At 66.2% G+C, this 14,403-nt stretch carries 12 protein-coding genes and 1 pseudogene; 8 read left to right on the top strand and 5 right to left on the bottom strand.

The features are described from left to right. The first annotated feature begins 180 nt into the window (after positions 1-180). The 3 genes from JGU66_34630 to JGU66_34640 all read left to right on the top strand — a co-directional run bounded on the left by JGU66_34630 (position 181) and on the right by JGU66_34640 (position 6,029). Positions 181-1,650: an NADH-quinone oxidoreductase subunit L gene (locus tag JGU66_34630; protein MBJ6765920.1), complete on the top strand. Its 1,470-nt coding sequence runs from the start codon at positions 181-183 to the stop codon at positions 1,648-1,650. Beyond that, complete coding sequence (gene fdhF / locus JGU66_34635) at positions 1,638-4,301, top strand: formate dehydrogenase subunit alpha (protein MBJ6765921.1); 2,664 nt, start codon at positions 1,638-1,640, stop codon at positions 4,299-4,301. Before JGU66_34630 ends, fdhF begins: the two co-directional genes overlap by 13 nt. A 591-nt stretch (positions 4,302-4,892) precedes the next feature. Beyond that, positions 4,893-6,029, top strand: coding sequence for a beta-lactamase family protein (locus tag JGU66_34640; GenBank protein MBJ6765922.1), 1,137 nt, complete (start codon positions 4,893-4,895; stop codon positions 6,027-6,029). A 67-nt stretch (positions 6,030-6,096) separates the two neighbouring features. Here JGU66_34640 and JGU66_34645 read toward each other — a convergent pair whose 3' ends face one another. After that, a complete protein-coding gene (locus JGU66_34645; GenBank protein ID MBJ6765923.1) occupies positions 6,097-6,687 on the bottom strand; it encodes a S8 family serine peptidase in 591 nt (196 codons plus the stop codon). Positions 6,688-6,925: 238 nt separating this feature from the next. Further along, positions 6,926-7,684, bottom strand: a complete 759-nt coding sequence (locus JGU66_34650) for a hypothetical protein (GenBank protein MBJ6765924.1) — start codon at positions 7,682-7,684, stop codon at positions 6,926-6,928. Positions 7,685-8,051: 367 nt separating this feature from the next. Here JGU66_34650 and JGU66_34655 point away from each other — a divergent pair, with 367 nt between their 5' ends. Together JGU66_34655 and JGU66_34660 are read left to right on the top strand one after the other, a co-directional pair. Then, positions 8,052-9,305: a DEAD/DEAH box helicase gene (locus JGU66_34655; GenBank protein ID MBJ6765925.1), complete on the top strand. Its 1,254-nt coding sequence runs from the start codon at positions 8,052-8,054 to the stop codon at positions 9,303-9,305. Between the two features lie 510 nt (positions 9,306-9,815). After that, a complete protein-coding gene (locus JGU66_34660; GenBank protein ID MBJ6765926.1) occupies positions 9,816-10,505 on the top strand; it encodes a hypothetical protein in 690 nt (229 codons plus the stop codon). Between the two features lie 584 nt (positions 10,506-11,089). Here JGU66_34660 and JGU66_34665 read toward each other — a convergent pair. Next, positions 11,090-11,305 (bottom strand): hypothetical protein, encoded by a 216-nt coding sequence (locus tag JGU66_34665; GenBank protein ID MBJ6765927.1) that lies wholly within the window; start codon positions 11,303-11,305, stop codon positions 11,090-11,092. Positions 11,306-11,696: 391 nt separating this feature from the next. Here JGU66_34665 and JGU66_34670 point away from each other — a divergent pair, with 391 nt between their 5' ends. Next, positions 11,697-12,185, top strand: a complete 489-nt coding sequence (locus JGU66_34670; GenBank protein MBJ6765928.1) for a VOC family protein — start codon at positions 11,697-11,699, stop codon at positions 12,183-12,185. A 105-nt stretch (positions 12,186-12,290) separates the two neighbouring features. On the opposite strand, the gene JGU66_34675 is transcribed toward JGU66_34670, so the two are convergent. Continuing rightward, the gene (locus tag JGU66_34675) at positions 12,291-13,082 is read right to left on the bottom strand and encodes a hypothetical protein (protein MBJ6765929.1); all 792 of its coding nucleotides are present in this window, start codon (positions 13,080-13,082) and stop codon (positions 12,291-12,293) included. 161 nt (positions 13,083-13,243) lie between these two features. On the opposite strand from JGU66_34675, the gene JGU66_34680 reads away from it, so the two are divergent. Then, positions 13,244-13,624 (top strand): transposase, encoded by a 381-nt coding sequence (locus JGU66_34680; protein ID MBJ6765930.1) that lies wholly within the window; start codon positions 13,244-13,246, stop codon positions 13,622-13,624. Between the two features lie 26 nt (positions 13,625-13,650). Then, positions 13,651-13,950: a transposase gene (locus tag JGU66_34685; protein ID MBJ6765931.1), complete on the top strand. Its 300-nt coding sequence runs from the start codon at positions 13,651-13,653 to the stop codon at positions 13,948-13,950. A gap of 31 nt (positions 13,951-13,981) precedes the next feature. On the opposite strand, the pseudogene JGU66_34690 reads toward JGU66_34685, so the two are convergent. Further along, positions 13,982-14,360 (bottom strand): annotated as a pseudogene (locus JGU66_34690) (hypothetical protein). Positions 14,361-14,403: the final 43 nt, after the last annotated feature.

Raw genomic sequence — 14,403 nt, forward strand, 5'->3', positions numbered from 1 at the left:
CCACCTGAACGCGCTGGCCGCCGAGGAAGAGGGAGGCCTGTGGGTGGGTGGCACGCACCAACCCGCTGAGCAACGCAACGTGAGAAGCGTCCGGTGGCAGACGCGGCACTCTCTCCCCAAAGGAGCAGGGAAGTCGCTTCCCGTACCCTGACGCGCCCCTCTTCCGTCCCCGAGTTCCCCATGAAGACCGGATTCGACGCGCCAGAACTCGAGTCTTTCTACCACCTCGGAAACGAGCCCCTCGCCGACCGTGCCTGCCGTGGCACGGCTTGCTTCGTGGCGCGCCAGCTCCGCCCCGAGCGCTGGCGGCAAGCAACCTCCGCCGATGCCCGCGTCTACTGTCTGGGTCAATGCTACGCATCGCCGTCCTCCACCGAAGACGGCACGCTGCCCGCGATGCGAGTCCATTCACCGAAAGCCATTGTACTCGAGCGCCTCGCTACCGGCGGCGCACGCGCGCTGGCCGACTACACTCGCCGGGGCGGCTACGAGGCGCTGTCGCGGGCACTGGACTCACCTCCGGAAGCGCTCATTTCCCAACTGGAGGTGTCTGGGCTGCGCGGCCGGGGAGGCGCGGGCTTCCCCACCGGACGCAAGCTGCGCACAGTGGCCGCATTCCCCGCGGAGGAGAAATTCGTGGTGGCCAACGCGGATGAGGGTGACTCAGGCGCCTACGTTGACCGCTTCCTTCTTGAAGACGATCCCCACGCGGTGCTGGAAGGGCTGCTGTTGGCGGCGTATGCGGTGGGTGCCCGCCGGGGCTTCATCTACGTGCGCAAGGAGTATCCGCGCGCCGCAAATATCTTGCGCGTTGCCCTGCACGAGGCGCAACGCGAGGGAATGCTGGGCTCGCATATCCTGGGCAAGGCCTTCTCCTGCGAGGTCGCGATGGAGGTGGGCCGAGGCAGCTACTTGTGCGGCGAGGAGACGGCACTCCTCAATGCGCTGGAGAACCGCCGCCCCTTCGTACGCGCGCGGCCACCGTACCCGGCACAGGTAGGCCTATTCGGCCAGCCCACGTTGGTGCAGAACGTGGAGACACTCGCCAACTTGCCGTGGATTGCACGCCATGGGGGCAGCGCGTATGCCGCGCTGGGGATTCCTGGCAGCCACGGGACGAAGGTGCTGTCACTCAATTCGCTCTTCCACCACCCGGGGCTCTACGAGGTGGAGCTGGGCGTGCCGGTGCGCAGCGTGGTGGAGGAACTCGGGGGCGGACTGCGCACCGGGCCGCTCAAGGGCGTCCTCATCGGCGGGCCACTGGCGGGAGTCATTCCCCCACACCTGCTGGACACTCCGCTGGGTTTCGAAGAGCTCAAGGCCATCGGCGCGTCAGTCGGCCATGGCGGGGTGGTGGCCTTCGACGCTCGCACCTCCATCGCCGCGCTGGTGCACCACGTCTTCTCCTTTGGGGCTTACGAGTCCTGCGGAAAGTGCACGCCGTGCCGCCTGGGGGCGCACAAGGTGGAGGAGCTCTTCGCGCGCGTGCTGGAGGCGTGCCCTGTGCCTCGCGGCGAGGCGGGCGGGTGGGAGGACATTCTGGAGGCACTGCGCCTTGCGAGCCTGTGCGGACACGGCATCGGCCTGGGAGAGTTCGCCGGAAGCGTGCTTCGCTACTATCGGGAAGAGGTGGAAGCGTGCTTCGCGTAACCATCGACGGGCAGCCATGCGAGTGCCCGCCGGGGACGCTGCTGCAAGCCCTGGAGGCGCTCGGCATCCAAGTGCCTGCGCTCTGTCACGACTCGCGTCTCACGTCGGTGGGAGCGTGCCGCACGTGCATCGTGGAAGTGGAGGGCCGCGGTCGCCCGGTGGCGGCCTGCACCGAGCCCGTGGTGGACGGCATGGTGGTGCGCACACGCTCGCCCACGGTGGAAGCGCAGCGCAGGGTGCTGCTGTCGCTACTGGCCTCGGAGTACCCGGCCGAGGCGGTGGTGCGCCACCCGGACAAGCCCTTCCACCGGCTCCTGCGTGAGTACGGCCTGGCGGGCGCGCTGCGCGGCGCATACCAGCCGGAGCTGCGCGACGACTCGCACCCCTACATCCACGTGGACATGTCCCAGTGCATCTACTGCTATCGCTGCGTGCGCATCTGCGACGAGGTGCAGGGGCAATTTGTCTGGCGCGTCTGGAACCGGGGCACCGAGACACGCATCCGCCCGGATGGAGCCACACTGCGCGACAGTTCGTGCGTCTCCTGCGGGGCATGCGTGGACACCTGCCCCACCGGAGCGCTGGAGGACAAGACAGTGCTCGACCAGGGGTGGCCCCAGACTTGGACGCGCACCACTTGTCCCTACTGCGGGGTGGGCTGCGAGATGGACGTAGGCGCGCGCGACGGGAGAATCTCTACCGTGCGCCCTTCTCGTGAGGGGCCGTCCAACCAGGGACACCTGTGCTCCAAAGGCCGCTATGCGTTCGGCTTCGCAGAGGCCCCGGACCGAGTCACCGTGCCGCTGCTGCGCGAGCATGACGGCTGGCGGCGCGCCTCCTGGGACGAGGCACTGGGTTTCGTGGCGGAACGGTTGCGAGACCTGAGGGAGCGCTATGGGCCGGACGCGGTGGCCATGTTGGGTTCGGCGCGGGCCACCAACGAAGAGAACTACCTGGCACAGAAGCTCGCCCGCGTGGCGCTTGGGACGAACAACGTGGACTGCTGCGCGCGGGTGTGCCACGCCCCCAGCGCAGCAGCCCTCAACGCCATGTTGGGCACGGGGGCGTCCACCAACTCCTTCAATGACGTGGAGGTCGCGCGCACGCTACTGGTGGCCGGCAGCAACACCACCGAGTGTCACCCCGTCGTCGGTGCCCGGGTGAAGCAGGCGGTACTGCGCGGAGCGAAGCTCATCGTCATCGACGTGCGGCGCACTGAGCTCGCCCAGTATGCGGATGTGCACCTCCAACCCCGGGCGGGGACGGACGTGCCGCTGCTCAACGCGCTGGCCCACGTGGTGGTGTCCGAGGGACTGTGTGACGAGTCCTTCTTGCGCGAGCGCGTAGACGCGATGGAGGACTTCCGAGTCTTCATCCAATCCTGGACGCCCGAGCGCGCAGCGGCCCTCTGCGGGGTGGACGCGGGGGCCCTTCGCCAAGCGGCGCGCCTCTATGCCACGAACAGCCCATCCATGATGTTGCACGGGCTGGGCATGACCGAGCATGTGCAAGGCACGGAGTCCGTCATGACGCTCATCAACCTAGCGCTGCTGACGGGCAACATCGGCAAGCCGGGCACAGGTGTCAACCCGATGCGCGGGCAGAACAACGTACAAGGTTCGGCGCACATGGGCTGCGAGCCCCACCACCTCACCGGCTACGCCCCGCTGGAGACAAGCCGGGCCCGCTTCGAGGCGCGCTGGGGCGCACCGGTTCCCTCGGCGCGAGGCCTCGACTTGATGGAGATGATGGACGCTGCGCACGAAGGGCGGCTCAAAGCACTGTGGGCCTTCGGCTACGACGTGCTGCTCACCAACCCCGACGCGCACATCACCCGAGAGGCCCTAAAGCGGCTGGAGCTGCTGGTAGTACAGGACCTGTTCTTCACCGAGACGGCACGAGAGTTCGGCCACGTCTTCCTGCCCGCCTGCACCTCTTTCGAGAAAGACGGAACCTTCATGAATGGCGAGCGGCGGGTCCAGCGCGTGCGCAGGGCGCGACCTCCCATGGGCGAATCCCTGCCAGACTGGGAGATTTTCTGCCGCGCGGCGCGAGCCTTGGGACACCCCGAGGGCTTCGCCTTCCAGTCCCCAGAGGATGTCTGGAATGAGGTACGGCGGGTATGGCCAGCAGGTGCGGGGCTCTCGTACACGCGCCTGGAGGCAGGGGGCATGCAGTGGCCCTGTCCCGAAGAGGAGCACCCGGGTACCCAGATACTGCACGAGCGCCAATTCTCCAGCGGGCCCCGGGCGGCCCTGCGACGCGTCTACCACCGGCCCTCACCGGAAGCACCCACGGAAGAGTACCCGTTCACGCTGATAACAGGCCGCAGGCTCTACCAGTTCAACGCAGGGACAATGACTCAGCGAACACCGAACGCGGTGCTCCAACCCGGAGACTGGCTGGACATGGCCCCGGTGGACGCGGAGCAACTGGGGCTGGAAGACGGCGCACGCGTGAGGGTGCGCAGCCGCTACGGTGAGGCAATACTAACGATGCGCCGGTCCGCGCGCGTGCGGCCCGGCGAGACGTTCACCACCTTCCATACCGCCGAGGTCTTCATCAACGCGGTCACCGGCCCGCATCAGGATGGCGACACGCACACGCCTGAGTACAAGGTGACGGCCGTCCGAGTAGAACGTGTGGAGTGAGTCGAGCAGAAACGCGGTCGCCGCGGCGCGCTGACCTCCGGAGCAGAGGCCCTCTGCCTATCCAAGACTCGGTCGCAGCGTCATGGGTGCGTCAAGGCCAGCCCCGCAGCGCGTCAAAGAGCATGAGCGAGGCGCGCGAGGCCTTCGTGGGCCTGGGTCGGGGATGATCAAGGCGGGGCTCCAGGCACCATGCTTGGCCCGCCGAGCGCTGGGCCCGCGTCACCATGACGGCATCATTGCCGCCGACACGTCCGGCATCATGTGGGGCGCCGACGGCTCGCGCAGAATCGCGACCATCTGCTCTTCGCTGAACCGACGCTTCTTCACCGCCTGCCTCCGTCGTACCCGGAGCGGCATCCGCTCAAGCTTCAGGTGGTCCGAAAATCTCAGGGCATGTCACCGTGCGGCAGCTCGCCAGGCGCTGGTCCACGGCGAGCAAGCGGTCTTGGTCCTGCTCGATGACGCCGAGGACTTCTCGTGTTCCAGGCCATGGCTCGGCAACGCCTGCGCATGAGCCGGCGGTCCTCGCGCGTCTGGTTCCGACCTGGGGGGTGTGCGAGACTGACCATCCCCCTCTGGACGATGCGGCTGATGAACAAACTCTCTGTAGCCATTGCTGGAATGATGTTGGTGCTGGCCGCTTGCAAGACGACTGGCTCCGCGGCCGCTCGCGATATTCCCACGGCAATGAACCAGGCCGCGACGACCCTGCTTCAGTCAAGACTGCTGCACGCAACCTCGATCGCGGTGGTCTATCGCGGCGAGGAGTTCATCCTGCATCGGGGCGAGCTGGAGACCGGCAAGTCCAATCCACCCGACGACACGACCCTCTATGAGATCGGGTCAGTCAGCAAGACCTTCGCCGGTCTGCTGTTGGCGAACGCTGTCCTCGAAGGCAAGGCGACCCTCGACGACCCGATACAAAAGTATCTGCCGTCCGCCTATCCGAACCTGCAGTCAGACGGCGAGCCCATCCGTCTGCGCCATCTGGTCACCCACACCAGCGGCATGCCGGGGATGTTGCCACTGCAAGTGAATGAGGTGTTGAGGGACTTCACTGAGCATGCCACCCCGGCAAAGCTCAATGCCGCCTACGCGAACTACGGACAGGCGCAATTCTGGCAGGACCTGCACACCGTCAGCATCAAGGGCCCGCTCGGCAAGGACTATGCTTACTCGAGCGCCGGCACCGAGTTGGTCGCGCACGCCCTCGAGAAGATCCACGGGGCTCCCTACGAATCGTTGCTCGCGGAGTTCCTGGCGAGGGAGGCCGGTATGCACGACACGTGGCTGCGCCTGCGTGCCCAGGACACCAGCCGTCTGGCGCCTGGCTACCACAGCGACAACCCGGTCAGCACGACGCCGATGCCACTGTTGCCCTGGGGTGCTGCGGGAGCCTTGAAGGCGACGATGCCGGAGATGGTCAAGTACTTGCGCTTGCAGTTGAGCAACCATCCCGCGGTGGCAGAGTCACACAAGCCGCTGGTGCGCTTCGCGGAGGACTTCAGCATTGGCTACTTCTGGAACATCGGCCAGAGCAGCCAGTTGGGCACCCACTACGTGCATCACGGCGGCGTGCCTCGCGCGCAATGCTATCTCTACATCGTGCCGAAGTATCAGCTGGGGGTGTTCATCATCACCAACCAGAGCGGCGATGCAACGGCTAACGCCATGGAAGGCGCGCTGGCGCCCCTCTTCGACAGGGTTGAATCCATGCAGGGTCGCTAGCTCAGCGACGGGCGCCCCCCCGATGCTCCGAGGAGTCCGTTCGAACCTCACGTGAGGACTGCGGCACTCAGGAGCAGAGGAACGTGCGGCTCCGGGTCTGCGCGCGGCCCAGGGCGTCGGTGAGGGTGGCGCTCACGGTGTTCAGGACACCGGGGGTGCAGATGCCGAACGACTGGTCGGGGTTGGTCAGCGACTGGGAGTAGACGCCCGCCGGAGCGACTGTCGTCCACGCGCCCGTGAACGGCGCCAGGCCCCCCGCCTTCGTGACCGCGCACTGGAATTGATTGCTCGTGGAGCTTGAGCACGACAGCGCGGTGGCGTCGAACCTGGAAGCGGAGACCGCCGCGTGTGCATCCAGCGTCTTCAGCGGGCAGCCCGGCCCGACGCACGGGACGACCCAGCGCGCCGTCGAGGCGAGGAGGGTCTTGATTGGCGCGAGCGTGAGCGAGGCATTGCGCGAGGGCATCAAGCCGACGGTGCCGGACACGTGCGTCGCCGCCATCGACGTCCCCGCCCAGTGTCGATCGCAGTCCACACCCGTGCTCGTGGTCCACGACGACACGATGCCGTGCGTACCGATGCCACGCACCTCCTCCGGGTCCGTGCAACCGATGAGCGCTCCGAACCCCGCCTCCCCCGTCTTGTTGTTCGGATTCACCCGGTACGCATCCCCTCCCGGTGCCCCCCCAGGGGGATGCCCGGGCCCTGCGCTGAATACTGCGGGAGGCCCTTGAAGCGGCCTCCCCAGAGAACCCACTGCTCGTCTGTCAGGTCGCTCGGGTACGGCGTGCGCGCGGGCATTGCGAGGTCGGGCATCTTGTTCCGGCAACGCGCCGACCCATTCACCCCATTTCAACACGCTCTCAACCATCAGGTGCGGCACACGCCCCATCTCGTCAGCGCGTGCGGCAGACCGAACGGGTGCTGCCATCCATGCTCGAGATGACCGTGGAGATCCGCATCGGGCCCTGGGGCTTGTACGAGGTGTAATAGCCGTCGTTCAAGGAACAGCCCATGCAGCCATTGCCATATCGATAATAGCCGCTGCTCACGTTGTAGCCGCAGGTTCCCCACTCGCTCCCGAAATCACACAGGGTGAGGGTCCCATCACTCACGAAACCCAGGGCCTGACAGGTCCCCATGGTCGGGTTCCCAGCGGCGACGAGGGCGTCGATGGGACGATTGTCGCTCGCGCCGCGGAGGGCCCATACGCTGCAGAGCCCGGTCGCGCGCGCAAGCAGGCTCATCATGACGTCGTCGAGGTTCGAGCCCTCACGCGTCCGCCCCCGGTGAGCGCCCACGTCTTCCGTGCAGAGCTCGACCCCCAACCGCATGTCGCAGTAGGCGGAGATGGGCCGGGTGCCGGTCGGGTTGATGACGTACTCCCCATCCGGAGCGCTGGGAATCGCGGCCTTCACCGCCGCGCAGTTCGCGAAGGTCGGCGCGGAGATGTTGAGCGCGAAGTCGCCGCAGCGGGTGCCGTAGCCATCGACGACAATCTTCACCCGCGTTCCAGCGGTGAGGTTCACCGTCAAGGAGGACTGGAACGTCGTGCTGCTCGCATCGTCGTTGCAGCCCAGCGACGCATTGGTGGCCGCATCGAGGAGCAGGAGCACCGTGTCAAAGGTGGAGCCCGTCGTGGCGAAGGTGAACATGCCGGTGGAGGGCGCGGTCCAGTAATAGGAGCGGTCCGGAGCCGTGGTCTGGGTGGTGCACGGATGAAGGCAATACGGCTGGAAAGGTTTGCATTCACTGACATGAACACCTCATTCACTAACACAGCGCCCATTACCACTTATTCCTGGATCGCATCAAACAATCACTATCATGGGCTCCACGCATGTCCATGCCGCAAGGCTTTGCTTGGCCGCCACGACGATGAAACGCATTAAGTAAAGGGCTGCAAGTCCCCGTGGGGCCCTGGGACGGACGGCGCTTGCCCGGCAGGAGTCATGCCTGCCCCGCGGCCGAGCTGGCAGTCCGCGCGCCACGTGGGCCCGCGCCGAGATATAGGCTCCTTCCATGACCTTCTCTTCGCTCGGCCTCTGCGAGCCGCTCGTCCGCGCCGTCGCGGACCTGGGCTACGACGCCACCACGCCCGTGCAGCGCGCCGCCATCCCCGCCGTGCTGCGCGGACAGGACGTGTGGGCCTCGGCACAGACGGGCTCGGGCAAGACGGCCGCCTTCCTCCTACCGCTGCTGCACAGGCTCAGCGCCGGGGCGTCGCGCTCGCCGCGCCCCGTCCGCGCGCTGGTGCTGGTGCCTACCCATGAGCTCGCGGCCCAGGTGATGGAGGCGGTGGAACAGTACGGCAGGCACCTGCCACGGGCCCTGAAGAGCGTCCTCGCGGTGGGCGGCGTCTCGGCGAACCGGCAGATGCTTGCGCTGCGTGGCGGCGCGGACCTCGTCGTCGCGACCCCAGGGCGCGCGCTGGACCTCGTGGAGCAGAACGCGCTGAGGCTCGGCGCGGTGGAGATGCTGGTGCTGGACGAGGCGGACCGGCTGCTCTCGCTGGGCTTCGCGGAGGAGCTGGACCGGGTGCTCGCGCTGCTGCCCGCGCGCAGGCAGAACCTGCTCTTCTCCGCCACCTTCCCGCCAGCCGTGCAGGGTCTCGCAGCGGGGCTCTTGCGCGAGCCCGCGCGCATCACCGTGGAGGCGAGCGAGGCGGCTCCCGCGCCCGACATCCAGCAGCGGGCCCTCATGGTGGACACCGACAAGCGCACGATGCTGCTGCGCCACCTGCTGGTCACGTACCCGTGGTCGCACGCGCTCGTCTTCGTCGCGAGCCGCTACGGCGCAGACCACGTCGCGCTGAAGCTGCAGCGCGCGGGCTTCGCGGCGCTCGCACTGCACGGGGAACTGAGCCAGGGCGCGCGCACGCAGGCGCTCGAGGACTTCAGGGCCCGCCGCGTGCGGGTGCTGGTCGCCACGGACGTCGCGGCGCGCGGGCTGGACATCGCGAGCCTTCCGGCGGTGGTGAACTACGACCTGCCCCGCTCTCCCACGGACTACTTGCACCGCATCGGCCGCACGGGCCGCGCAGGAGAGCCCGGCACCGCGCTGAGCTTCGTCACCGCGGACACCGAGGCCCACTTCCGCGTCATCGAAAAGCGCCACGGGCTGCGCCTCGAGCGCGAGCGACTCCCGGGCTTCGAGCCCACGGAGGTGGCCGCGCCCGTGCTCGACCCGCAGGGCGGCGTGAAGGGCAAGCGCAAGAGCAAGAAGGACAAGCTGCGCGAGGCGGCGGCCGCCCAGGGCCCTGCACGCAAGCCCTAGTTCTCGGCCCGGATGAAGTCCGCCGAGCCTGCGTATTGGCCCCGACAGGAGGGCCGACATGCAGGAGCCTCGGCCGAAGGTGAAGCAGGCAGACAGGGTGGCGCTGGACGCGGTGATGCGTCGGGGCCGCCAGTCCGGGAGAGTCGTGACGCGAGCGAGAGCCCTGCCTCGGCCTCAACTGATCGGCATTGGGTTCAGGCACCTTCGCAAGCGACACCGTCTCCCCTGGAACCCGCGCGGCATCGCGTGGACATGAAGCACCAACATGTCCGGCGAAGTCGGAAACGGCCACCCAGAGGGTAATTCCATGACTCTCTCATCGCTCCACCAACGAGAGGGCCCTGCCCTTCATGACCATTGTCATAGCGCCGAACCGTTTTCTTTGCGCGCTCTCCATCTAGCATTGCCGCGCAGGCGCGATCCGGGTTGTGGGCTGGCAAAGGCAGAGCCGCGGAAAAAGCAAGACCCAGCCTGACGTCGAACGCAGTGAATAGACATGGGGGTCATGACATGTTTCGCATCCAATTGACTCTGTCGTTGACGCTGCTCGCACTGTCGAAGCCTGCCGCAGCGGAAGCGCTCAGCGTCGTCAATGTCGGCGCACCGGCGATCAACTGTGTCTTCGATACCAGTTGCTCGCTGCCTGTCACCGACTCGAGCACCACCATCCCTCTGCCAGGAATCTCCGGGACCGCGCGCTTGCAGACGCGCACGTTCACAGGAGCGACCGGTGCCCCGGCACAGGGGCACTACGGCTACGAGTACGTAGTCGACCTGACCAACGCCACTGGCATCACCCACCTCCCTCGCGTCCAGTCGCTACGCGTCTCCTTCGGTCCTGTGGCCTCCTTTCAGTACAACGGCACGGGGCCGGCCGATCAGGTCTATGTCGTCACTTCTGGCGGGAGTGGCACCATCGGACTCTCCTCCGCCAACAAGGTGGGCAATGACATCACCTTCACCTTCGCAACACCGGTTTGCGGTGGAGCAAGTCCCGGGACGGGAAACAGGAGCTTCTTCTTTGGCCTTGCTTCCGCCTCGGCCCCCACGGCGGTGGCCGCGGTGGCCGTGAGCAACGGAACGTCCTTCTCCGCCGGCGCGCGCGCCCCCATACACGACAAGTGCACATCCGGAATTGCGTTGGCGCCGGCTTCCGACCCGTGTGTCTCGTCGGTCTGCGCGGCCGACGCGTACTGCTGAAGCACCTCATGGGACAGCCGTTGTGTCGGCGCGGTCCGAACGGTCTGTGGCAGCCTGACGTGCTCAGAATCGGACGGCACGTGTGGGCACTTGCTCTGCACGCCAGGCGCCTCTCTCGTGAACCCCTGCGACAGCGCGAAGGCTGACTGCGTTTCAGCGATCTGCGCGGTCGACCCATTCTGCTGCTCCGTCTCTTGGGACAGCATCTGTGTCGAGCAGACCGGGAGCGTCTGCGGCAAGAGCTGCCAATGAAGCGGCCGTGAAGGGACGCTGGAGTTGCTGGGTGGTGCCAGGAGCAAGCTTCGCGCCCTGGCGCCCAAACGCTCACGCCCCGCCGCATTCCTATTGGAGGACCGTGAGTGCCTGAACGGGCTGCAAATGAAAGCCACTTCTCGTTCAAAGCACTCATCCCATCAAACCCTCGGGACTCGATGCCGTGCCTCGTCTCGGCATCGAGTGGTCCCCCAGACGCTTGACAAGAACAGTCGCCAGCCCGGCCCTCATTCACGGCTCATCTGCCGAGGCGTGAATCAGGCGGTGCGCCGACTCCTCTCACGAAGCTCGCCGCCTGGGTCCAGCACTGCCTACCCTTCCCTCTGCTCCGCAGCGGTGAAGGTGATCTTGTCTTCCTTCAACGAAGCCAGGCACGCGCCCAGATTGCTCAGCGCTTCGTCGCCGGACTTCGCCACCTGCTTCCATTGGTCGGGAGACACGCCCACCAAATGTTGAGCCCCGTCTGGATTCTCAAGGACGGCACGCCGGTCTTCATCGAATTCCGTAGGCAGTGATTTGTTCTGCATTCACCGCGCCCAACAAGATGCCGAAGAGCTGCGGCGGCGAAAGGTTCGCCTCGGGGTTCGTCTGGAACGACTTGAAAGTCCGCAGCAAGAACAGCACCTTCGGGAGCAAGTCGAGTGAGCCTCCCAACAAGAGGGCTGTCAGAACGTTAGGGACCTGTCCATTTGAAATGGGGCCGCACCTGGGGTACATCCTCATCCGCTTGAGGCAACTCTGAGATTCCCTCTATTTCCGCGTCGCCGATATCGACGCGGCGAAGGCGGCAATCGAGGTCACTGGCGGGCAGGTACTCAACGGTCCGAACGAAATCCCCGGCGGCGATTTGTCGATGAACGGGGTCGATCCGAAAGGCGCGATGTTCGCGCGGGTCGGAGCAAGGAAAGGGTAGACGAAATGGCGGAGAAGATTATCAATTGCCTGTGGTTCGACCATGGCGAGGCGCGCAAAGCCGCGAATTTCTACGCCAGCGTGTTCCCCAACAGCCGCGTTGGTCCGGTCCACGAAGCCGCGAGTGACTTTCCTGATGGCAAGGCGGGGAACGAGCTGACCGTGGAGTTCACCGTCCTCGGCCGTGACTTCATCGGGCTCAACGGCGGGCCGGCGTTCAAGCCTGACGGGGCGGTCAGCTTCATGGTGGTCACCGAGAACCAGGAAGAAACCGACCGCTATTGGAATGCGATCGTCGGCAATGGCGGCGCGGAGAGCGCGTGCGGCTGGTGCAAGGACCGCTGGGGCTTTTCGTGGCAGATCACGCCGCGCGCGCTGCTCGATGCGACGACCCACCCGGACAAGGCGGCGGCCAAGCGTGCGATGGACGCAATGATGACGATGCGAAAGATCGACATCGCGAAGATTGAGGCCGCGGTCCGCGGGGGAGGCTGATGCGCAGGGCCGCCGAGCCTCGGAGGTGGCTCGGCGGCGTGATGCGCCAGTGGCATGTGGGCGGCCGGGTGATGAGGCGACCTGCTGCTTCGTCCTGCTCAACCTTCACGATGGCGACAGGAATCCCGCGCGGTCCAGCATGGGGCAGGACGGGCGCCTGGCGAGCCGGTCGACACATTCGATGGCGTGTCGCCGAAGCTCGCCTGTGAGCGTTGGCTCGAGCAGCTCGAACGTGCCTGCGAGAAGCAAGTCCGTGACGAGGGGTCCCTTGGCCCACGCTTGATCAGATGGGTCGGATTCCTCCTCGACCCACTCCTCCATCATCGCAACGAGCAACGCGTGCGCTGGGTGGCCGCGCGCCGCGAGAGATTTCACGCTCGCGACGGCGTGAGCCAGACCGTGGACGCGGCCAGCTGGCGTGAGTGCATGAAGGGAGCGCAGCGTGTCGTCGTCGATCGACTCAACGCCCGTTCGGACAAGAAAGTCCGCGAGCGCTGCGCGCGCGACATAGACCTCACGGCGGGCTGAATCCTCAAGCACACGAAGAAAGTCTTCCTCGAGGAGAAGGGACGCATCGGCGAGCAATTCGAGCACGAACAGTTCGTGCGGGAGGAGTTCGAAGGAGATGCTCTCAAAGTCGCTCGCGGCAAGCATGGTGCGGAGTGCCGCTGCGCTCGCGCGCAGGAACGCGTCGAACCGCGCGGGCTCCGTCACATGCCCAGCGGCGGCAAGCCCACCGAGTGGCTGTTCCTTGATATCCGAGATCGCGCCCTGTTCATCGTACGTCGTGACCGTGCAGACGATGCTGTCGTTGCTCGCCGCCGCCGTCACGGCGAACCGCGCATGCACGTTCTCGAATCGCCGACTCACCCACTCGGCGGCCTCTTGGCTTTTCATGCTAGGGGCTGTCCCTGGTTTTGTGTCGGGAAAACAACTCGGCGTTGGCCGAACGTTCAGTTCGACCAACTCTCCATCGGGCGCGGTTGTTGGCAGGGGCCCTGAATGCTCAGCACAGGCCCATGCGCCGACATGAACTGAGCGATGCCGAGTGAAGCCGCATTGAGGCTGTTCTGAGTCCCAGGACTGGCCCGCGCTCGAAGCGAGGGGATGGCAACTTCATCAACGCGGCGGTGCGGCGAGTGAAGACCGGGGTTCAGTGGAGGGACCTCCCCGAGCGGTTCGGCAGCTGGAAGACCGTCTACAATCGCTTCCACCGGTGGGCGCGAACCGGGCGTTGGGAGGCCATTTTCAAGGAGCTTCGGCTCGAAGTGGATGCGGCCGGCTCGCTGGCGGATGCCTCTGTCGTCCGGGCACACCAGGATGCCTCGGGCGGAAAAGGGGGAACCGAAGCAATGCTCTGGGGCGTTCTCGAGGCGGTTTTTCAACGAAGATTCACGCCGTCACAACGACGAGCGGGAAGCCACTCCACCTCGCGTTGACTCAAAGCCAGCAGCACGAGTCCACCATGGCCGAGGAACTCCTGGTGCATACCGAGGGAGACGCCTTCATCGCGGATACGGCCCATGACGCCGACTTCATTCGCGCCAGCGTTCGCAAGCTCGGGATGAAGCCAGTCATTCACCCGCACCCGAGCCGAAAGCACTCGCTGAAGTTGGACCGAGCGCGCTACCGATTGCGCTACCGGGTGGAGTACTGCTTCCACGACCTCAAGCGATGCCGCGCCGTCGCCACCCGCTACGAAAAGACGGCGACCTGCAACCTCGCCGTCCTCCACGTCGCGGCCATGGCTCTGTGGCTGCATTAGTCAGGGAGGACCCCTAGACGAGCGGGTCACATCAGGGTGAACCAACCGTGCTCGCTGTCGTAGATGAGACCACCGCCGTTGGCGAACTCGTACACGATCGTGACGCCGCCGTTGTTGTGCACGAAGATCGTGATGTGGATTCCCCCGACATCGGTCTCGAACTGGCCGACCATCACCGTCACCGGCTCGGTGCCGCCCGGCGGCGCGTAGCCCGGCAGATTGTCGTCGAGCACGCCGGTGAACTCGAATGTCGAGCGCTGCACGGCGTCGACCGCGAGCGCGCTTTCCGCATGGGTCACCGAGTGCGGCGCGAGCTTCGGCGCGCGCCTCTCGGCGATTGCCTGTCGGACCTCCGTCTCACTGGTGCTGCCCACCGTGTCGAGCAGTACCTCTCCGCCCGTCGCGGGGATCGCCCATACGCAGCTCGGAAATCCGTTCGGCGGCAAGCCTTGA

The organism is Myxococcaceae bacterium JPH2, from assembly GCA_016458225.1.
GTDB lineage: Bacteria > Myxococcota > Myxococcia > Myxococcales > Myxococcaceae > Citreicoccus.